Annotated in this window: 13 protein-coding genes and 10 pseudogenes; 22 read left to right on the plus strand and 1 reads right to left on the minus strand. The window is 50.2% G+C overall.

What is annotated here, in order from left to right; genetic code table 11:
- Positions 1-159 precede the first annotated feature (159 nt).
- The 22 genes and pseudogenes from KCG54_RS11795 to KCG54_RS11900 all read left to right on the plus strand — a co-directional run bounded on the left by KCG54_RS11795 (position 160) and on the right by KCG54_RS11900 (position 20007).
- Positions 160-1617, plus strand: a complete 1458-nt coding sequence (locus tag KCG54_RS11795) for an oligopeptide:H+ symporter (RefSeq protein WP_254324270.1) — start codon at positions 160-162, stop codon at positions 1615-1617.
- 336 nt (positions 1618-1953) lie between these two features.
- Positions 1954-2310 (plus strand): NADH-quinone oxidoreductase subunit A, encoded by a 357-nt coding sequence (locus KCG54_RS11800; RefSeq protein WP_003686600.1) that lies wholly within the window; start codon positions 1954-1956, stop codon positions 2308-2310.
- Positions 2301-2783 carry a NuoB/complex I 20 kDa subunit family protein gene (locus KCG54_RS11805; RefSeq protein ID WP_002215610.1) on the plus strand — a complete coding sequence of 161 codons (483 nt, stop codon included), beginning with the start codon at positions 2301-2303 and terminating at the stop codon, positions 2781-2783. Before KCG54_RS11800 ends, KCG54_RS11805 begins: the two co-directional genes overlap by 10 nt.
- A 12-nt stretch (positions 2784-2795) precedes the next feature.
- A complete protein-coding gene (locus KCG54_RS11810) occupies positions 2796-3389 on the plus strand; it encodes an NADH-quinone oxidoreductase subunit C (RefSeq protein ID WP_254324271.1) in 594 nt (197 codons plus the stop codon).
- Positions 3379-4635 carry an NADH dehydrogenase (quinone) subunit D gene (gene nuoD / locus KCG54_RS11815; protein ID WP_002221612.1) on the plus strand — a complete coding sequence of 419 codons (1257 nt, stop codon included), beginning with the start codon at positions 3379-3381 and terminating at the stop codon, positions 4633-4635. The genes KCG54_RS11810 and nuoD overlap by 11 nt, the downstream gene beginning before the upstream one ends.
- Positions 4635-5108 (plus strand): NADH-quinone oxidoreductase subunit NuoE, encoded by a 474-nt coding sequence (gene nuoE / locus KCG54_RS11820; protein ID WP_049332996.1) that lies wholly within the window; start codon positions 4635-4637, stop codon positions 5106-5108. Before nuoD ends, nuoE begins: the two co-directional genes overlap by 1 nt.
- A gap of 57 nt (positions 5109-5165) precedes the next feature.
- A pseudogene (gene nuoF, locus KCG54_RS11825) lies at positions 5166-6466 on the plus strand (NADH-quinone oxidoreductase subunit NuoF).
- Positions 6466-6903, plus strand: coding sequence for a hypothetical protein (locus tag KCG54_RS11830; protein ID WP_254324272.1), 438 nt, complete (start codon positions 6466-6468; stop codon positions 6901-6903). Before nuoF ends, KCG54_RS11830 begins: the two are co-directional and overlap by 1 nt.
- A gap of 288 nt (positions 6904-7191) precedes the next feature.
- A pseudogene (nuoG, locus tag KCG54_RS11835) lies at positions 7192-9451 on the plus strand (NADH-quinone oxidoreductase subunit NuoG).
- A gap of 2 nt (positions 9452-9453) precedes the next feature.
- Positions 9454-10530, plus strand: a complete 1077-nt coding sequence (gene nuoH / locus KCG54_RS11840) for an NADH-quinone oxidoreductase subunit NuoH (RefSeq protein ID WP_039404290.1) — start codon at positions 9454-9456, stop codon at positions 10528-10530.
- A 75-nt stretch (positions 10531-10605) separates the two neighbouring features.
- A pseudogene (locus KCG54_RS11845) lies at positions 10606-11000 on the plus strand (GFA family protein).
- 55 nt (positions 11001-11055) lie between these two features.
- A pseudogene (nuoI, locus tag KCG54_RS11850) lies at positions 11056-11534 on the plus strand (NADH-quinone oxidoreductase subunit NuoI).
- An 11-nt stretch (positions 11535-11545) separates the two neighbouring features.
- Complete coding sequence (locus KCG54_RS11855) at positions 11546-12217, plus strand: NADH-quinone oxidoreductase subunit J (protein ID WP_254324273.1); 672 nt, start codon at positions 11546-11548, stop codon at positions 12215-12217.
- Entirely contained in the window at positions 12214-12519 is a 306-nt protein-coding gene (nuoK, locus tag KCG54_RS11860; RefSeq protein ID WP_004519135.1) for an NADH-quinone oxidoreductase subunit NuoK, read from the plus strand. The genes KCG54_RS11855 and nuoK overlap by 4 nt, the downstream gene beginning before the upstream one ends.
- 2 nt (positions 12520-12521) lie before the next feature.
- A pseudogene (nuoL, locus tag KCG54_RS11865) lies at positions 12522-14535 on the plus strand (NADH-quinone oxidoreductase subunit L).
- Positions 14536-14607: 72 nt separating this feature from the next.
- Positions 14608-14911, plus strand: a pseudogene (locus KCG54_RS11870) (chorismate mutase).
- Between the two features lie 33 nt (positions 14912-14944).
- Positions 14945-15302 (plus strand): annotated as a pseudogene (locus KCG54_RS11875) (cupin).
- Positions 15303-15476: 174 nt separating this feature from the next.
- Positions 15477-16966 (plus strand): annotated as a pseudogene (locus KCG54_RS11880) (NADH-quinone oxidoreductase subunit M).
- Positions 16967-17096: 130 nt separating this feature from the next.
- Entirely contained in the window at positions 17097-17834 is a 738-nt protein-coding gene (locus KCG54_RS11885; RefSeq protein ID WP_254324274.1) for an NADH-quinone oxidoreductase subunit N, read from the plus strand.
- A 13-nt stretch (positions 17835-17847) separates the two neighbouring features.
- A complete protein-coding gene (locus tag KCG54_RS11890; protein WP_254324275.1) occupies positions 17848-18591 on the plus strand; it encodes a proton-conducting transporter membrane subunit in 744 nt (247 codons plus the stop codon).
- Between the two features lie 36 nt (positions 18592-18627).
- The gene (locus KCG54_RS11895; protein WP_432761009.1) at positions 18628-18903 is read left to right on the plus strand and encodes a DUF2818 family protein; all 276 of its coding nucleotides are present in this window, start codon (positions 18628-18630) and stop codon (positions 18901-18903) included.
- Between the two features lie 103 nt (positions 18904-19006).
- A pseudogene (locus KCG54_RS11900) lies at positions 19007-20007 on the plus strand (IS5 family transposase).
- A 146-nt stretch (positions 20008-20153) separates the two neighbouring features.
- Here the strand turns inward: KCG54_RS11900 and KCG54_RS11905 are convergent.
- Positions 20154-20491 (minus strand): annotated as a pseudogene (locus KCG54_RS11905) (Fic/DOC family N-terminal domain-containing protein); the annotation flags it as partial.
- Positions 20492-20558: the final 67 nt, after the last annotated feature.

Here is a 20558-nt window from a genome sequence, read left to right on the forward strand (position 1 = left end):
CGGCATTTTTCAGTTTGAAAGAAACATTATTTTGCAAATATTAAAACATGTTTTGCAAATGCAAAGATTGGCGGTAATATATAGTTTCTATAAAAATGATTGGTAGGTGCAATAGGCCGTCTGAAGCCTGAGCCTGTCTAATATATAGGAGAACTCATAATGTCCGGTCAAAAGCCGTCTTCTGCCGAGAAAACTTTCTTCGGCCATCCTTTGCAATTATCCACCCTATTCCACATTGAGCTGTGGGAACGTTTTTCCTTCTACGGTATGCAGGGCATCCTGCTGATTTATCTGTATTACGCCGCGAATCAAGGCGGTTTGGGTATGGATAAGGCTTTGGCCGGCGGTATCGTTGGCGCATACGGCGGCAGCGTTTACCTGTCCACTATTCTCGGCGCATGGTTGGCCGACCGCATTTGGGGCGCGGAGCGTACCCTGTTTATCGCCGGTATCGTCGTGATGACCGGCCATATTTTATTGGCGATTGTGCCGGGTTTGATGGGATTGCTGCTGGGCTTGGTGTTTATCGCGCTGGGCAGCGGCGGCGTGAAATCGTCTGCCGGTTCGATGGTCGGTTCTTTGTATGAACGGGAAGACCTGCGCGAATTGCGTGATGCCGGTTTCTCTATTTTCTATATTTCCATCAATATCGGCGGTTTCTTAGGCCCTTTGTTGACCGGTATTTTGCAAGACAGAATGGGATTCCATTACGGTTTCGGCGCAGCGGCTGTCGGTATGGCGTTTGGCCTGCTGTGGTATTCGCGCGGCCGTAAAAACCTGCCGCATACGCCTGCTCCCAATCCGTTGCGCCCTGAAAAGGTACAGACTGCAATAGCTGTCGGTGTGTTGCTGGTTTTGGTGTTGGGCAGCGTGATTGCTTCCGGCGCGCTCAATCTTGAGAACTTTTCACGCTGGCTTTTGGGCGTGGTCATTATCACCGTTATCGCTTATTTTGCACGCCTGCTGGGCAGCAGCCAGGTTGAGGCAGCCAATAAACGTTACATCATGGCCTATATTCCGCTGTTTTTGACTATTTGTATGTTCTGGGCGGTTTGGTTTCAGGTGTACACCGTTGCAACGGTTTATTTCGACGAAACGGTTGACCGTACTTTCTCCGGCTTTACCGTACCTGTTTCATGGAAAGATTCGATACAGGCCATGTGGGTGGTTCTCTTTTCCGGCGTGATGGCGGCGGTGTGGACGAAAATGGGCAAACGCCAACCTAAAACACCGTTGAAGTTTGCACTGGCCATGTTGGTAACCGGCGTCTCTTATTTGTGTTTCATTCCGTATATTTCATCCGGAACCCCGATGCCGATTATCGTGTTTATGCTGGTGTTGCTGGCGATTACGATAGGCGAGTTGATGCTGTCGCCGATTTCGCTGTCGTTTTCCACTAAAATCGCACCGAGCATGTTTAAAACACAAATGGTTGCGTTGAATTTCTTAGCATTGTCCATCGGCTTTACCTTGGGCGGAGTGTTGTTTAAAGACTACTACAATGCTCAGTCGCCATTGGATTTCTACTGGATGCTGGCCACCATCGGCGCAGTAACCTGCGGTATCCTGTTGGTACTTACCCCGGTATTGAACCGTATGCTCAAAGGTGTCGATTGATTTTTCTATTTCAAATAATGTGATGTAAATACAGGCCGTCTGAAAAGAATCAGTTTTCAGACGGCCTAATGTTTTTATTGAGGTTTGGAAAAGGGTAGTTTTCCATATTTTTGAAGTAAATCGGACAGGCAGAAAATCCGAATTAAATGATACATGATTAAACTGAAATTAAAATTGTGAAATATTAAATAAGAATAAGAATTGTTCTCATAACTTTATTGAATTTATTGAGGTTTTTTTGCTGATTTGCTGATATTTACCTTTAAATGGCTTTTGAAATTCGATAAAATGGTAATCTATTTTTAAGATTTGTCTGTCAACCAGTTAGGTACGACCATGTTGGCCAGTTACTTTCCCGTCCTCGTATTCATCCTCGTCGGCCTTGCGGCCGGCGTGCTGTTTATTCTGCTCGGCACAATTTTAGGCCCGAAACGTCACTATGCCGAAAAAGACGCGGCTTACGAATGCGGTTTTGAAGCCTTTGAAAACGCAAGGATGAAATTCGACGTGCGCTATTACCTCGTCGCCATCCTCTTCATCCTGTTTGATTTGGAGGTCGCGTTCATGTTGCCGTGGGCAGTCGTGTTCAAAGATTTGGGCGCATACGGCTTCTGGTCTATGCTGGTGTTTATCGTCGTTCTGACGGTAGGCTTTATTTACGAATGGAAAAAAGGTGCGCTGGAATGGGAATAGAAGGCGTTTTGAAAAAAGGTTTCATCACCACCAGCGCGGATACGGTGTTGAACTATATGCGTACCGGTTCATTGTGGCCGGTTACTTTCGGCTTGGCCTGCTGCGCCGTGGAAATGATGCATGCAGGTATGGCGCGTTATGACCTTGACCGTTTCGGCATCATTTTCCGTCCGTCCCCACGTCAGGCCGACCTGATGATTGTGGCAGGTACGCTGACCAACAAAATGGCGCCTGCCCTGCGCCGTGTATACGACCAGCTCGCCGAGCCGCGCTGGGTATTGTCTATGGGCTCGTGTGCCAACGGCGGCGGCTATTATCACTATTCTTATTCCGTTGTGCGCGGTGCCGACCGCGTCGTGCCGGTAGACGTTTATGTGCCGGGTTGTCCGCCGACTGCGGAAGCCCTGATTTACGGCCTGATTCAGCTCCAACAAAAAATCAAGCGCACTTCCACCATCGCGCGTGACGAGTAAGGAGAGGACGATATGGCAAGCATTCAAAACTTATACGAGACCGTCGTCGGCGTGCTTGGCGATCAGGCAAGCAAAGTCATTTCCGCCTTGGGCGAGATTACCGTCGAGTGTCTGCCCGAGCACTATATTTCAGTCATGACCGCACTGCGCGACCATGAAGAGCTGCATTTTGAGCTTCTGGTTGACTTGTGCGGTGTCGATTACAGCACTTACAAAAACGAAGTATGGCAGGGCAAACGCTTTGCCGTCGTCAGTCAGCTGCTTTCCGTTAAAAACAATCAACGCATCCGCGTACGCGTCTGGGTTTCAGACGACGACTTCCCCATAGTCGAATCCATAGTCGATATTTACAACAGCGCGGATTGGTACGAACGCGAAGCCTTCGATATGTACGGCATCATGTTCAACAACCATCCGGACTTGCGCCGCATCCTGACCGATTACGGTTTCGTCGGACATCCGTTCCGCAAAGACTTCCCGATTTCCGGCTATGTGGAAATGCGTTACGACGAAGAGCAAAAACGCGTGATTTACCAACCTGTTACCATTGAGCCGCGCGAGATCACGCCGCGTATCGTCCGTGAGGAGAACTACGGTGGCCAATAAATTAAGAAACTACACCATCAACTTCGGCCCGCAACACCCTGCGGCGCACGGCGTATTGCGTATGATTTTGGAGTTGGAGGGCGAAACCATCGTCCGTGCCGATCCGCACATCGGCCTCCTGCACCGCGGTACTGAAAAACTGGCTGAAACCAAAACCTATCTGCAAGCCCTGCCCTATATGGATCGCTTGGACTATGTTTCCATGATGGTCAACGAGCAGGCGTATTGTTTGGCAGTAGAAAAACTTGCCGGTATCGATGTGCCTATCCGCGCCCAATACATCCGCGTGATGTTTGCCGAAGTAACACGCATCCTCAATCACTTGATGGGCATCGGTTCGCACGCCTTTGATATCGGCGCGATGACTGCCATCCTTTACGCCTTCCGCGATCGCGAAGAGCTGATGGATTTGTACGAAGCCGTTTCCGGTGCGCGTATGCACGCGGCCTACTTCCGTCCCGGCGGTGTTTACCGTGACCTACCCGACTTCATGCCTAAATACGAGAGCAGCAAATTCCGCAACGCCAAAGTATTGAAGCAGCTCAACGAATCCCGCGAAGGCACCATGCTCGACTTTATCGACGCCTTCTGCGAACGTTTCCCTAAAAATATCGACACACTCGAAACCCTCCTGACCGACAACCGTATTTGGAAACAGCGTACCGTCGGCATCGGTGTTGTCTCTCCCGAGCGCGCCATGCAAAAAGGCTTTACCGGCGTTATGTTGCGTGGTTCCGGCGTGGAATGGGACGTGCGTAAGACACAGCCTTACGAAGTGTACGACAAAATGGATTTCGACATCCCCGTCGGCGTCAACGGCGACTGCTACGACCGTTACCTCTGCCGTATGGAAGAAATGCGTCAATCCGTACGCATCATCAAACAATGTTCCGAGTGGTTGCGTGTCAATCCGGGTCCGGTCATTACCACAAACCACAAATTCGCTCCGCCCAAACGTACCGAAATGAAAACAGGTATGGAAGACCTGATTCACCATTTCAAACTCTTTACCGAGGGTATGCACGTTCCCGAGGGTGAGACCTACACCGCTGTCGAACATCCGAAAGGCGAGTTCGGCGTTTACATCATTTCAGACGGCGCAAACAAACCCTACCGCCTGAAAATCCGCGCACCCGGCTTCGCCCACCTGCAAGGCATGGACGAAATGGCAAAAGGCCACATGCTGGCCGACGTCGTTGCCATCATTGGTACGCAGGACATCGTATTCGGGGAGGTTGACCGATAATGTTATCCGCAGAATCCTTAAAACAAATTGATATTGAGTTGGCAAAATATCCAGCCGACCAACGCCGATCCGCCATTATGGGCGCATTGCGTATTGCACAAACCGAAAAAGGCTGGCTTGCTCCTGAGACCATTGCCTTTGTCGCAGACTATATCGGCATCTCGCCTGCACAAGCCTACGAAGTCGCTACTTTCTACAATATGTACGACCTTGAGCCTGTCGGCAAATACAAACTGACCGTTTGTACCAACCTGCCCTGCGCCCTGCGCGGCGGTATGGCAACCGGCGAATACCTCAAACAAAAACTCGGTATCGGCTACGGCGAAACCACGCCCGACGGCAAATTTACCCTTGTCGAAGGCGAATGCATGGGCGCATGTGGCGATGCTCCGGTCATGCTGGTCAACAACCACAGCATGTGCAGCTTTATGACCGAAGAAGCGATTGACAAGAAACTTGCCGAACTGAAATAAAAGGCCGTCTGAAAACAACGGCTGCAACCGATACGAAAACGAACAGGCACACCAAAAATGGCTATTTACCAATCAGGCGTGATTTTTGACCAAGTGGATACCGCCAATCCCGATTGCTGGACATTGGACGAATACGTCAAACGTGGCGGTTATACCGCCCTGCGTAAAATCCTGTCCGAAAACATCTCGCAAACCGATGTGATTGACGAAGTCAAAACCTCCGGCTTGCGCGGTCGTGGCGGTGCGGGCTTTCCGACCGGTTTGAAATGGAGCTTTATGCCCCGTTCCTTCCCGGGCGAAAAATATGTAGTTTGCAATACCGACGAAGGCGAGCCCGGTACATTTAAAGACCGCGACATTATCATGTTCAATCCTCATGCCCTGATTGAAGGCATGATTATTGCCGGTTACGCCATGGGTGCGAAAGCCGGCTACAACTATATCCACGGTGAAATTTTCGAAGGCTACCAACGTTTTGAAGCTGCTTTGGAGCAGACGCGTGCCGCAGGCTTTTTGGGTAAAAATATTTTGGGTTCGGATTTTGAATTTGAACTCTTCGCCCACCACGGCTACGGCGCATATATTTGCGGCGAAGAAACCGCATTGCTCGAATCGTTGGAAGGCAAAAAAGGCCAGCCGCGCTTTAAGCCGCCATTCCCTGCTTCGTTCGGTCTGTACGGCAAACCGACTACCATCAACAATACCGAAACGTTCTCCTCCGTCCCCTTCATTATCCGTGACGGCGGACAGGCATTTGCCGATAAAGGCATTCCGAATGCAGGCGGTACTAAATTGTTCTGTATTTCCGGTCATGTCGAGCGTCCGGGCAACTATGAAGTGCCGTTGGGTACGCCGTTTGCCGAAGTCTTGAAAATGGCGGGCGGTATGCGCGGCGGTAAAAAACTCAAAGCCGTCATTCCCGGCGGTTCGTCTGCGCCAGTTTTGCCTGCCGATATTATGATGCAGACCAATATGGACTATGACTCGATTTCCAAAGCGGGCTCGATGTTGGGTTCCGGCGCGATTATCGTCATGGACGAAGACGTGTGCATGGTGAAAGCCCTTGAACGCCTGAGCTACTTCTACTACGACGAGTCTTGCGGCCAATGTACCCCTGCCGCGAAGGTACGGGCTGGCTTTACCGCATCGTCCACCGCATCGTGGAAGGCAAAGGTAAAATGGAAGATTTGGATTTGCTGGATTCTGTCGGCAACCAAATGGCAGGCCGCACCATCTGCGCCCTCGCCGATGCCGCCGTCTTCCCTGTCCGCAGCTTTACCAAGCATTTCCGTGATGAGTTTGTGCATTACATCGAACACGGCGGGCCGATGAAAGAGCATAAGTGGGGAGGGTGGTAATGGTGGAAGCTAAAATTTTTATTCTATACGGTGCAGCCAACAAAGGTAAGAGCACGACACTCAATACGTTTTTTAATCAGATTTGTTGGAAATTTTCTAAATTTCTAGTCTTTTTTGAAAGACATGGAAACGGCTTAGATTTTGTTGCAGTATTTGATCATGAAGGTCAGAGGATTGGTTTTTATTCATCTGGTGATAATGAATACGAGGTTAGGAGAAATTTATACAAACTTTATTCGCATAATTGTGATTTTATTTTTGGCACGTCAAGGACACGGGGTGGTAGTTGCGATGCAGTAGGATGTTATGCAGAGTTATTGCATGGCGATGTAAATATAATTAATTGGTGTGAAAAGTTTGAGCCTACAGATGAAGACAATGAGCGTGCTGTTAAAGAGTTATTTAAGTCATTTAAAAATATAATAAATGAGTTATAGTTTTAGTTGGTTTTATATTGGTTAAAAGCAAAATGCTAAAAATTTAACTTTGCCGTCATTCCCGCGTAGGCGGGAATCCATAGTGGAATTTACAGAACCCGATATTTGAAAAGCAGTTGCCGAAATTCAAAAATGGATTCTCGCCTGTGCGGGAATGACGGCAAGGTGGCAGTAAACGTTTTAAACAGTATTGATTGTCAATGAAACTCAAAAGGCCGTCTGAAGCCCATTTTTCAGACGATCTCCATAAAGAATTATTTATTAAATACCCGTAACTAGGAACGAACCATGTTACAAATCGAAATCGACGGCAAACAGGTATCTGTGGAGCAGGGCGCGACGGTGATTGAAGCCGCGCACAAGCTCGGTACTTATATCCCGCATTTCTGTTACCACAAAAAACTTTCCATCGCCGCCAACTGCCGTATGTGTTTGGTGGATGTGGAAAAAGCCCCCAAACCCTGCCCGCCTGTGCCACGCCGGTTACAGACGGCATGATTGTGCGTACGCATTCGGCAAAAGCCCGAGAGGCGCAAGAAGGCGTGATGGAGTTCCTGCTCATCAACCATCCGCTTGATTGTCCGACCTGCGACCAAGGCGGCGAATGCCAGTTGCAGGATTTGGCGATGGGCTACGGTAAAACCACCAGCCGTTATACCGAAGAAAAACGTTCCGTCGTCGGCAAGGACATGGGGCCTTTGGTTTCCGCCGAGGAAATGAGCCGTTGTATCCACTGTACCGTTGCGTGCGATTCACTGAAGAAATCGCCGGCGTGCAAGAAATCGCTATGGCCAACCGCGGCGAACATTCCGAGATCATGCCTTTTATCGGCAAAGCAGTGGAAACCGAATTGTCAGGCAACGTCATCGATTTGTGCCCCGTCGGTGCATTGACCAGCAAACCGTTCCGCTTCAATGCGCGTACTTGGGAATTGAACCGCCGCAAATCCGTTTCCGCCCATGACGCTTTGGGCAGCAACCTGATTGTACAAACCAAAGACCATACCGTCCGCCGCGTGCTGCCGTTGGAAAACGAAGCGATTAACGAATGTTGGCTGTCCGACCGCGACCGTTTTGCCTATGAAGGTCTGTATCACGAAAGCCGTCTGAAAAACCCGAAAATCAAACAGGGCGGCGAGTGGATGGACGTGGATTGGAAAACCGCGTTGGAATATGTCCGCAGCGCGATTGAATGTATCGCCAAAGACGGCAACCAAAACCAAGTCGGCGTTTGGGCCAATCCGATGAATACGGTTGAAGAGCTGTATCTGGCCAAAAAACTTGCCGACGGCTTGGGTGTTAAAAACTTTGCAACCCGTTTGCGCCAACAAGACAAACGTCTTTCAGACGGCCTTAAAAGTGCGCAATGGTTGGGACAAAGTATCGAATCTTTGGCTGACAACGATGCCGTATTGGTAGTCGGCGCGAACTTGCGCAAAGAACAGCCGCTCCTGACCGCCCGCCTGCGCCGCGCCGCCAAAGACCGTATGGCCTTGAGCGTATTGGCCAGTAGTAAAGAAGAATTGTTTATGCCGCTTCTCTCTCAGGAAGCCGCACATCCCGACGAGTGGGCAGGCCGTCTGAAAAACCTGTCTGCCAATGCGGAACACGCCGTTACCGCCAGCCTGAAAAACGCTGAAAAAGCAGCGGTGATTTTGGGTGCGGAAATGCAAAATCATCCTGATTACGCCGCCATTTATGCCGCCGCACAAGAGCTGGCAGACGCGACCGGCGCAGTGCTGGGCATTTTGCCGCAAGCCGCCAACAGCGTTGGTGCAGATGTCTTGGGCGTGAACTCCGGCGAGAGCGTTGCCGAAATGGCAAACGCGCCGAAACAGGCAGTTTTGTTGCTCAACGTCGAGCCTGAAATCGATACGGTTGACGGTGCAAAAGCCGTGGCCGCGTTGAAACAGGCGAAAAGCGTGATGGCGTTTACGCCGTTTGTTAGCGAAACGCTGCTGGATGTGTGCGACGTATTGTTGCCGATTGCGCCGTTTACCGAAACATCAGGCAGCTTCATCAATATGGAAGGCCGTCTGCAATCTTTCCACGGTGTCGTTCAAGGTTTCGGCGATTCGCGTCCGTTGTGGAAAGTGTTGCGCGTATTGGGCAACCTGTTTGACCTGAAAGGTTTTGAATACCACGATACCGCTGCGATTCTGAAAGATGCGCTGGATGCGGAAAGCCTGCCGTCTAAACTGGACAACCGCAGTACATGGACAGGGGAGGGCGTTCAGACGGCCTCAGACCGTCTCGTCCGTGTCGGCGGCGTCGGTATTTATCACACTGATTCTATCGTGCGCCGTTCCGCACCGTTGCAAGAAACCAGCCATGCCGCCGTGCCTGCCGCGCGTGTAAATCCAAACACTTTGGCACGCTTGGGCCTGCAAGACGGACAAACCGCTGTCGCCAAACAAAACGGCGCAAGTGTATCGGTTGCCGTCAAAGCTGATGCCGGTTTGCCTGAAAACGTGGTGCATCTGCCGCTGCATACCGAAAATGCCGCGCTGGGTGCGTTGATGGACACTATTGAACTGGCGGGAGCTTGATCATGCAAGAATGGTTCCAAAACCTCTTTGCCGCAACGCTCGGTCTGGGCGATTTGGGTATCACCGTAGGCTTGGTGGTATCCGTCATCGTCAAAATCGTGATTATCCTGATTCCGCTGATTCTGACCGTTGCCTACCTGACATATTTCGAACGTAAAGTCATCGGCTTTATGCAGCTTCGCGTCGGCCCGAACGTGACCGGCCCGTGGGGTCTGATTCAGCCGTTTGCCGACGTGTTCAAACTCTTGTTTAAAGAGGTAACCCGTCCGAAGCTGTCAAACAAAGCCCTGTTCTATATCGGCCCGATTATGTCGCTCGCCCCGTCTTTTGCAGCATGGGCAGTGATTCCGTTCAACGAAGAATGGGTGCTGACCAACATCAATATCGGCCTTTTGTACATCCTGATGATTACCTCGCTGTCGGTTTACGGCGTGATCATCGCGGGCTGGGCTTCCAACTCCAAATATTCGTTCTTGGGCGCAATGCGTGCTTCCGCACAAAGCATTTCCTACGAGATTGCCATGAGTGCCGCGCTGGTGTGCGTCGTGATGGTGTCGGGCAGCATGAACTTCTCCGACATCGTTGCCGCGCAAGCCAAAGGTATTGCCGGCGGTTCGGTATTCTCTTGGAACTGGCTGCCGCTCTTCCCAATCTTCATCGTCTATCTGATTTCCGCCGTTGCCGAAACCAACCGCGCGCCGTTTGACGTGGCAGAGGGTGAGTCTGAAATCGTTGCCGGTCACCACGTTGAATATTCCGGCTTCGCATTCGCACTGTTCTTCCTCGCCGAATACATTTTCATGATTCTGATTGCCGCGCTGACATCGCTGATGTTCCTCGGTGGCTGGTTGTCTCCGTTCCCGCAAAGCTGGGGCATTATCGGTACGCCTTCCGCATTCTGGATGTTCGTGAAAATGGCGGCGGTACTGTACTGGTATCTGTGGATCCGTGCAACCTTCCCACGCTACCGTTACGACCAAATCATGCGTTTGGGCTGGAAAGTGCTGATTCCGATCGGCTTCGCCTACATCGTGATTTTAGGTGTGTGGATGATTTCGCCGCTGAATTTGTGGAAATAGGGCAGGGAGGCCGTCTGAAAGTTTTCAGGTAGCCTGAACCCCAAATTTTTAACCGTTTCAAACCGAGAGAAACTGATGAAAGCTCAATGCCTGTGCGGCGCAGTATCACTGGAAACCGCCGAAAACCGCGAACTCCACGCCTGCCATTGCGGGAAATGCCGCACATGGGGCAGCGGCGCGTCTTTTACTTTGGCCGCCCGGTCGCCCGAAATCACAGGCAGCGAGCACATCGCGCATTATCAGTCGTCCGAATGGGCGCAACGCTGTTTTTGCAAACACTGCGGCACACACCTGTTTGTGCAGGTTGGCAACGATTATTACATCAACGCCGGGCTGTTTGCCGACAACGCGGGCTTTGAAACTACCTCACAAATCTTTATTGATTGCAAAGCTCCGTATTATGACTTGGCCAACGATACCCGAAGCTGACCGAAGCCGAGTTTTTAGAAATGGTGGGCGCGGCAGGTTAAAAAAACCGCTTTCAGACGGCCTGTAAACAGAACAATCCGAAAAGAGCATCCGAAAATGGCTAATTTAGTAAAAACCTTCCTGCTGGGCGAATTGGTGAAAGGCATGGGCGTAACGCTCAAAAACTTCTTCGCCCGCAAAGACACGATTTACTTCCCGAAGAAAAAACGCCGCAATCCGTGCGTTTCCGTGGCCTGCACGCGCAACGCCGTTATCCGAACGGCGAAGAGCGCTGTATTGCGTGTAAATTGTGCGAGGCAGTTTGTCCGGCAATGGCGATTAACATCGAATCGGAAGAACGCGAAGACGGCACCCGCCGCACCAAGCGTTACGACATCGACCTGACCAAGTGCATCTTCTGCGGTTTCTGCGAAGAGGCCTGCCCGACCGATGCGATTGTGGAAACCCATATTTTTGAATACCACGGCGAGAAAAAAGGCGACTTGCACATGACCAAGCCGATTCTTTTGGCCATTGGCGACAAATACGAAGCTGAAATCGCCAAACGCAAAGCCGCTGACGCGCCGTATCGTTAAGGAGTAGACGAATGACTTTTTCCGCGATTCTGTTCTATATCCTTGCCGCCATCGTTTTGTACGGTGCGGTTCGTACCGTTACCGCTAAAAACCCTGTTCACGCCGCTTTGCATCTGGTGCTGACCTTCTGCGTGAGCGCGATGCTTTGGATGCTGATGCAGGCCGAGTTTTTGGGCGTGACTCTGGTGGTGGTTTACGTTGGCGCCGTGATGGTGTTGTTCCTGTTCGTCGTGATGATGTTGAACATCGACATTGAAGAAATGCGCGCCGGTTTCTGGCGTCATGCGCCGGTTGCCGGCGTGGTCGGCACATTGTTGGCGGTTGCCCTGATCCTGATTTTGGTTAACCCGAAAACCGACCTTGCCGCATTTGGTCTGATGAAAGACATTCCGGCCGATTACAACAATATCCGCGATTTGGGCAGCCGTATTTATACCGACTATCTGTTGCCGTTTGAATTGGCGGCGGTATTGCTGCTGTTGGGTATGGTAGCCGCGATTGCGCTGGTTCACCGTAAAACGGTTAATCCGAAACGTATGGATCCTGCCGACCAAGTTAAAGTACGCGCCGACCAAGGCCGTATGCGTCTGGTGAAAATGGAAGCGGTCAAACTGCAAGTCGAATCTGCCGAAGAAAGCGAAGTTTCAGACGGCCTCAAGCCGGAAGGGGAGGGCAAAGCATGATTACCTTGACGCATTATCTGGTATTGGGTGCGCTCCTGTTCGGTATCAGCGCAATGGGCATCTTTATGAACCGTAAAAACGTGCTGGTATTGTTGATGTCCATTGAACTGATGCTTTTGGCGGTGAACTTCAACTTTATCGCCTTCTCGCAATATTTGGGCGATACCGCCGGACAGATTTTCGTATTCTTCGTACTGACCGTTGCCGCTGCCGAATCTGCCATCGGTTTAGCGATTATGGTGCTGGTGTACCGCAACCGACAAACAATCAACGTTGCCGATTTGGATGAGTTGAAAGGGTAATCATGAACGATATGACTTTATATTTGATAATTGCCCTTGTACCTTTGGCAGGCTCGCTGATTGCGGGTTTGTTCGGCAACAAAATCGGACGTGCCGGCGCGCATACGGTTACGATACTCGGCGTGGCGGTGTCTGCCGTGCTGTCGGCTTATGTGCTGTGGGGATTCCTCAATGGCAGCCGTACCAAGTTTGACGAGAACGTTTATACCTGGCTGACAATGGGCGGCTTAGATTTCTCCGTCGGCTTTTTGGTCGATACGATGACGGCGATGATGATGGTCGTGGTTACCGGCGTGTCGTTGATGGTGCATATCTATACCATCGGCTATATGCACGACGAAAAGTCGGCTACCAACGCTTCTTCAGTTATATCTCTTTGTTTACATTCAGCATGTTGATGCTGATTATGAGCAACAACTTCATCCAACTCTTCTTCGGCTGGGAAGCTGTGGGCTTGGTATCGTATCTCTTGATCGGTTTCTATTTCAAACGTCCAAGCGCAACATTTGCCAACCTGAAAGCCTTTTTGATCAACCGTGTCGGCGACTTCGGCTTTTTGCTCGGTATCGGCTTGGTGCTTGCCTATTTCGGCGGCAGCCTGCGCTATCAAGATGTATTCGCTTATCTGCCTAATGTTCAGACGGCCACTATCCAACTGTTCCCCGGTGTGGAATGGTCTTTGATTACTGTAACTGTTTACTCCTGTTTGTCGGTGCGATGGGTAAATCTGCACAATTCCCGCTGCATGTCTGGCTGCCTGATTCGATGGAAGGCCCGACACCGATTTCTGCATTGATTCACGCCGCAACCATGGTTACCGCCGGTCTGTTCATGGTATCGCGTATGTCGCCGATTTATGAGATGAGCAGCACTGCGCTATCTGTCATCATGGTAATCGGTGCGATTACTGCTCTGTTTATGGGTTTTTTGGGCGTGATTCAAAACGACATCAAACGTGTGGTTGCGTATTCCACCTGTCGCAACTGGGCTACATGACGTGGCTCTGGGCGCGTCTGCCTATTCCGTAGCAATGTTCCATGTGATGACCCACGCTTTCTTTAAAGCCTTGTTGTTCTTGGCCGCAGGTAGCGCGATTATCGGTATGCACCATGACCAAGACATGCGCCATATGGGTAACCTGAAAAAATACATGCCGATTACTTGGCTGACCATGCTGATCGGTAACTTGTCGCTGATCGGTACGCCGTTCTTCTCCGGCTTCTATTCCAAAGATTCGATTATCGAAGCAGCGAAATACAGCACCCTGCGGGTAGCGGATTTGCTTATTTCGCCGTCCTCGCCAGTGTGTTCGTTACCGCGTTTTACGCGTTCCGCCAATACTTTATGGTGTTCCACGGCGAAGAAAATGGCGCAGCCTGCCGAACACCATTCAGACGACCATGGCGAAGAACATCACGGCTTGGGCAAAAACGACAATCCGCACGAAAGCCGCTGGTCGTTACCCTGCCTTTGATTTTGCTTGCCATTCCGTCCGTCATCATCGGCTACATCGCCATCGAACCCATGCTCTACGGCGATTTCTTCAAAGACGTGATTTTTGTTAATGCCGACGCGCATCCGACCATGCACATCATGAAGGAAGAGTTCCACGGCGCATTGGCAATGGTGTCTCACAGCCTGCATTCGCCTGTACTCTACCTCGCTATTGCAGGTGTATTGAGCGCATGGCTCCTGTACGTCAAACTGCCGCACCTGCCTGCGAAATTGCACAGACATTCCGTCCGATTTACGTTTTGTTTGAAAACAAATACTACCTCGACGCCTGTATTTCAACGTCTTCGCTAAAGGCACGCGCGCATTGGGTACTTTCTTCTGGAAAGTCGGCGATACCGCCATTATCGACAACGGTATCGTCAACGGCTCTGCAAACTGGTCGGCGCGATTGCCGCGCAGGTACGCAAAGTCCAAACTGGCTTTATCTACACCTACGCCGCCGCTATGGTATTCGGCGTATTGGTACTGCTCGGCATGACCTTCTGGGGATTGTTCCGATAAAAGCGGGATTTCAGACGGCCTATCTATAGTTTGTGTGTATAGGGGCCGTCTAAAAAGAAAATTTGAGCAACAATGATTGAAGACAAATTACCGCAAACCCTGGACGAAGTCCGCGAAGCCATTGATGGTTTGGACAAGGGATTAATCGAATTACTCGCCGCCGGCAGAAATTGGTACGGCAGGCTGGTCGTCTGAAACCTAAAAACGATGTGTGGGCGGTTTCCGCGCCTGAACGGGTGGCTCAAGTGATTACCTCGCGCCGCGCTTATGCCGAAAAGGCCGGTTTGTCGCCCGAAGTAGCAGAAGCAGTTTGGCGCAGCATGATTGATGTGTTCATTAAACTTGAGATGGACACCAACGTACCGATGGAGCGTAGTCAAAATCTTCGGATAATGGTTTTGACAAGAAAATATGGAAGAGGCCGTCTGAATATAGAGGCGAGAAAAACCATGTCGGACACACAACCATCCGCTCCGCCGAATTTACCGCTTCCCGCGCATGGGGGCGCTCGACATCGCCAATATGAACGGCACCACCGTACGCCTGCACTGGACGAACCAACCTACACATGGCACATCAACGACGGCGAGGAAGTGTTTGCCGTGATGGATGGCGAAGTTGAGATGCACTACCGAGAAAACGGCGAAGAACACATCGTTCGTTTGAAAAGCGGAGATATCTTCTACGCAGGAATCGGCACGGAACACGTCGCCCATCCGTGCGGCGAGGCGCGGATTTTGGTGATTGAGAAAGAGGACAGTGTTTGAGGCGCCTGAAAGAAGGTTTGAGACAGCAACAGAATAGAGAATGACGGCAGATATACATTTTTCTTGATTTTGCTGTACACAAAATACACAATCTTTTTCAGACGGCTCCTGAAATGTCGTCTGAAAACCAACCCATACAACTATATTTTTTATTTTAACCACAGGTTAACCACTATGTTTTCCAACTACCTACTCAGCTTGGCAATATGGATACCCATCGCCGCAGGTGTGCTGGTTTTGGCGACCGGTAAAGACAGCCGTGCTCCGCTGGCGCGTATGCTTGCTTCATGGGTGCGCTTGCCGGTTTCTTGGTAACGCTGCCCCTGTTTACCGGTTTCGACCGTTTGAGCAGCGGCTATCAATTTACCGAGTTCCACGAGTGGATTCCGCTTCTGAAAATCAACTACGCATTGGGCGTGGACGGTATTTCAGTGCTCTTTATCATCTGAATGCGTTTATTACGCTGTTGGTGGTATTGGCCGGTTGGGAAGTCATTCAGAAACGTCCGGCGCAGTATATGGCGGCATTCCTGATGATGTCGGGTTTGATTAACGGCGCGTTTGCCGCGCAGGATGCGATTCTGTTTTATGTGTTCTTCGAGGGTATGCTGATTCCGCTGTACCTGATTATCGGTGTATGGGGCGGCCCGCGCCGCGTCTATGCGTCGGTCAAGCTGTTCCTCTATACGCTGATGGGTTCGCTCTTGATGCTGGTTGCCATGGTTTACCTGTACTATCAAACAGGCAGCTTCTCTATTGTCGATTTCCAAAACATCAAGCAGATTCCATTGGGCGTACAACAGCTTTTGTTTGTGGCGTTCTTCCTGTCATTTGCTGTAAAAGTGCGATGTTCCTGTGCACACTTGGTTGCCGGATGCTCACGTTGAAGCGCCGACCGGCGGTTCGATGGTGTTGGCGGCAATTACGCTGAAACTGGGTGCGTATGGCTTCTTGCGCTTTATCCTGCCGATTATGCCGGATGCGGCACGCTATTTTGCCCCTGTGATCATCGTATTGAGCCTAATTGCCGTGATTTACATCGGTATGGTGGCTTTGGTGCAAACCGATATGAAAAACTGGTGGCGTATTCTTCCATCAGCCATATGGGTTTTGTCACTTTGGGCATGTTCCTGTTTGTGAACGGCCAATTGAATGACTGGGCATTGAAAGGCGCAATCATTCAAATGATTTCCACGGTTTTGTGTCTGCCGCGATGTTTATGTGTATCGGTGTGATGTACGACCGCCTGCATACCCGCAATATTGCCGATTATGGCGGCGTGGTCAATGTGATGCCTAAGTTTGCGGCGTTTATGATGTTGTTCGGTATGGCCAATGCCGGTCTGCCTGCGACTTCCGGCTTCGTGGGCGAGTTTATGGTGATTATGGGAGCGGTTAAAGTGAATTTCTGGGTAGGCGCGTTGGCTGCCATGACCTTGATTTACGGTGCGTCTTATACCTTGTGGATGTACAAACGCGTTATTTTTGGTGCGATCCACAATCGCACGTTGCCGAAATGAAAGACATCAATTGCCGCGAATTTGCGATTTTGGCGATTTTGGCGGTTGCTGTATTGGGCATGGGTCTGTATCCGCAAGCGTTTATCGAAGTGGTGCATCAGGCGGCAAACGATTTGATTGCCCATGTGGCACAAAGCAAGATTTGAGGTGTGTAAATGAACTGGTCTGATTTGAATTTAATGCCCGCATGCCCGAAATCGTGCTGCTTGCGCTATTGGGTGTCGTATTGCTGGCAGACTTGTGGATTTGCGATAAAACCGCTATTTGACCCATCTGATGAGTTTGGGAACAGTCATTATTGTGGCTGTTACCCAATTGGCGGTATGGGAACAGGGCAGTGTCGATGCCTTTCACGGTATGTATATTGCAGACGGCATGTCCCGTTTGGCAAAACTGGTACTGTATGCACTGACGTTTGGTCTGTTTATTTACAGTAAACCGTACAACCAAGACCGCCAAATTTTTAAAGGCGAGTTTTATACCCTGTCACTGTTCGCCCTGTTGGGTATGAGCGTCATGGTCAGCTCGGCACATTTCTTGACCGCGTATATCGGTTTGGAATTGTTGTCTTTATCGCTGTACGCCATGATTGCCCTACGCCGCGATTCCGGCCGCTCTGCCGAGGCCGCGCTGAAATACTTCGTATTGGGCGCGTTGGCCTCCGGTTTGCTGCTTTATGGTATTTCCATGGTTTACGGCGCCACCGGTTCCCTTGATTTTGCTTCTGTCTTGGCTTCTGCTTTCAACGAGCAGGCCAATGAATGGTTGTTGAAATTGGGTATGGTATTTATTGTAGTCGCCATTGCATTTAAATTGGGTGCGGTTCCATTCCATATGTGGATACCCGATGTGTACGATGGCGCGCCGACCTCTGTTGCCGCCTTTGTGGGTACGGCTCCGAAAATTGCCGCTGTTGTCTTTGCGTTCCGTATCCTTGTTACCGGTATGGATACCATACGTTCAGACTGGGCGCCGATGTTGGCCATCCTTGCCGTTGCTTCTTTGTGTCGGTAACCTTGCTGCCATCATGCAAACCAATATCAAACGTATGCTTGCCTATTCCACCGTATCGCACATGGGCTTTATCCTGTTGCGTTTATGCAGGCGCGGTCGGTTTTACCGCAGGTTTGTATTACGCCATTACCTATGCTTTGATGGCGACAGTCAGCTTCGGTGTTTTGATGGTATTGTCCACCAAGATATTGAGTGTGAAAACATTAAAGACCTCGCGGGTCTTAACCAACGCCATGCATGGTTTGCCTTCCTGATGTTGCTGTCCATGTTCTCCATGGCAGGTATTCCGCCGCTGATGGGCTTCTACGCCAAGTTCGGCATGATTATGGCGCTCTTGAAACAAGGCTATGTTTGGTTGTCAGTGTTTGCCGTCATCATGTCTCTGATTGGCGCGTTCTACTACCTGCGTGTGGTCAAAGTCATCTACTTCGATGCCCTGACCATGACCGGCCGGTCGGCAGCAACTATGCCGCCAAATTGTCCTGACGTCAATGCCTTCCTGCTGCTCCTGTGGGGTATCATGCCGCAAACCGTTATCGACTGGTTGCCAAAGCATTGGAAAATACCCTGTAAGCTTCAAACAAAAACCAACGGCGGCTGTTCCAAAGCCGCCGTTTTTGTTAGGATTCGCATTCGGATGAAATATACCCAAAGTTCAGACGGCCTCAAGCCTTTGAACAATCATCAAGCAGGTATCATCAAGATATTGAATATTCCACGGATAATGATGGGCAAGAATGCCCATTTAACATGTTAAAATCACATATAGCCGTCTGAAAACCGAAAGACCACCATGACGCATCCATGTACATTCTTTTGCTGTTGGCACTCATCTTGCCAACGCACCATTTATTACACCAAATTCTTCGGCATCATCGCCCTGAAACGCAAACACATCGGCCATCACTTGATCGAATTGCTGGCAGGATTCCTTCTTACCGCGATTCTCGCTATATCCTCGATCGCGTGCAGGAGCCGTACATGCCAAGATTGGGAGTTTTACGCGACCGTTGTCTGCCTCTACCTGATTTTGCCTTCCATGCTTTGTATGGCGTTACTTTTGGAATGAACGGAATAGAGAGTAGGATTTGAATTAGGAAAAGGCGTCTGAAAGATTTTCAGACGGCTTTTTATATCAAGTAGAGACCTTTGCAAAATTCCAAAATCCCCTAATTCCACTAAGACATTTAGGGGATTTTCATGAGTACTTCTTTCAGCAAACTGCCCAGCATGATTGCCAACACATCGACCGCTTCCACTATTGAAGTTGGATCAGGTGATTGATTGGCAACCGATCGAACATACTGAATCGTCAAAAACCCGTTACTTCGAGACCACGCGGCGTCCGCCTATCCCTGTTGTCCATGTTCAAAGCCGTCCTGCTCGGCCAATGGCACAGCCTCTCGATCCCGAACTCGAACACAGCTCATCACCCGCATCGATTCAACCTGTTTTGCCGTTTTGAGAACTGAGCATCCCGATTACAGCACCTTATGCCGCTACCGCAACTGGCTGGCGCAAGACGACACCCTGTCCGAATTGCTGGAACTGATTAACCGCCAACTGACCGAAAAAAACCTAAAATAGAGAAAGCATCCGCCGGCCACCATTATTCAGACCGCCGGCAGCAAACAGCGTCAGGCCATAGAAGTCGATGAAGAAGGACAAGTCAGCGGACAAACCACACCGAGTAAAGACAGCGATGCCCGCTGGACAAAGAAAAACGGTTTATACAGACTCGGTTACAAACAACATACCGCACCGATGAGGAAGGCTATATCGAGAAACTGCATATTACCCCGCCAACGCCCATGAGTGCAAACAGTTGTCGCCTTTATTGGAAGGTCTGCCCGAAGGTACGACCGTCTATGCCGACAAAGGCTATGACAGTGAAGAAAACCGGCAACATCTGGAAGAGCATCGGCTGCTGGACGGCATTATGCGCAAGCACCGTAACCATCCGCTGACGGAAGCGCAAACCAAACGCAACCGGTATTTGTCGAAGACCCGTTATGTGGTCGAACAAAGCTTTGGTACGCTGCACCGTAAATTCCGCTATGCCCGGGCAGCCTATTTCGGGCTGGTTAAAGTAAGTGCACAAAGCCATCTGAAGGCGATGTGTTTGAACCTTTTGAAAGCCGCCAACAGGCTAAGTGCGCCTGTTGCCGCCTAAAAGGCGGCCGGATGCCTGATTAATCAGGTATCCAAGGAGGATTAAGAGGGTATTTGAGTAGAATCAGTGGATATTTGAAACAAAAACAGCCGAAAACCTGTGTTTGGATTTCGGCTGTCGGAAAGAAAGGAATTTTGCAAAGGTCTCAAAATATGATTGTTGGTTAGCATTCCGTGTTCTGGATAAGTTCGAAGCCGCAATGCAGTGCTGAAGCATAATTCTGCACTTCTTTGATGGCAGGACTAGACGGGCTTGCCGATATTCCTGCGCGGAACAGTTCGTCATGGGTGGTAATGATATTTTCGATTTCGGAACTGTCTTTGGCTTCCTGCAAAGACAGCGTGTTAATCAGAATGCCTTGGTTGGGAATACTGCGGCAGATGCCTTTTAATTCGGCCAGATAACGATGGGCGGAAGCCAGTTTTTTCAAGACGGCGACAGTTTCGAAATCTATTTCGGGAGGGAATTGTTCGATCGAGTACATTTTAGGGTTTCGGTTAAATGATAAAAAAATCCTGTTTTTTTGCTATATCGCTTCGATATGATAAAAA

This window comes from Neisseria subflava, from assembly GCF_024205705.1.
In the GTDB taxonomy this organism is placed as follows: Bacteria; Pseudomonadota; Gammaproteobacteria; order Burkholderiales; family Neisseriaceae; genus Neisseria; species Neisseria subflava_D.

Bases quoted from the DNA above. Each gene is read 5' to 3' on its own strand.
- KCG54_RS11795 (WP_254324270.1), top strand. From the start codon at position 160: ATGTCCGGTCAAAAGCCGTCTTCTGCCGAGAAAACTTTCTTCGGCCAT.
- KCG54_RS11800 (WP_003686600.1), top strand. From the start codon at position 1,954: ATGTTGGCCAGTTACTTTCCCGTCCTCGTATTCATCCTCGTCGGCCTT.
- KCG54_RS11805 (WP_002215610.1), top strand. From the start codon at position 2,301: ATGGGAATAGAAGGCGTTTTGAAAAAAGGTTTCATCACCACCAGCGCG.
- KCG54_RS11810 (WP_254324271.1), top strand. From the start codon at position 2,796: ATGGCAAGCATTCAAAACTTATACGAGACCGTCGTCGGCGTGCTTGGC.
- nuoE (WP_049332996.1), top strand. From the start codon at position 4,635: ATGTTATCCGCAGAATCCTTAAAACAAATTGATATTGAGTTGGCAAAA.
- KCG54_RS11830 (WP_254324272.1), top strand. From the start codon at position 6,466: ATGGTGGAAGCTAAAATTTTTATTCTATACGGTGCAGCCAACAAAGGT.
- nuoH (WP_039404290.1), top strand. From the start codon at position 9,454: ATGCAAGAATGGTTCCAAAACCTCTTTGCCGCAACGCTCGGTCTGGGC.
- KCG54_RS11855 (WP_254324273.1), top strand. From the start codon at position 11,546: ATGACTTTTTCCGCGATTCTGTTCTATATCCTTGCCGCCATCGTTTTG.
- nuoK (WP_004519135.1), top strand. From the start codon at position 12,214: ATGATTACCTTGACGCATTATCTGGTATTGGGTGCGCTCCTGTTCGGT.
- KCG54_RS11885 (WP_254324274.1), top strand. From the start codon at position 17,097: ATGAGTTTGGGAACAGTCATTATTGTGGCTGTTACCCAATTGGCGGTA.
- KCG54_RS11890 (WP_254324275.1), top strand. From the start codon at position 17,848: ATGCAAACCAATATCAAACGTATGCTTGCCTATTCCACCGTATCGCAC.
- KCG54_RS11895 (WP_432761009.1), top strand. From the start codon at position 18,628: ATGACGCATCCATGTACATTCTTTTGCTGTTGGCACTCATCTTGCCAA.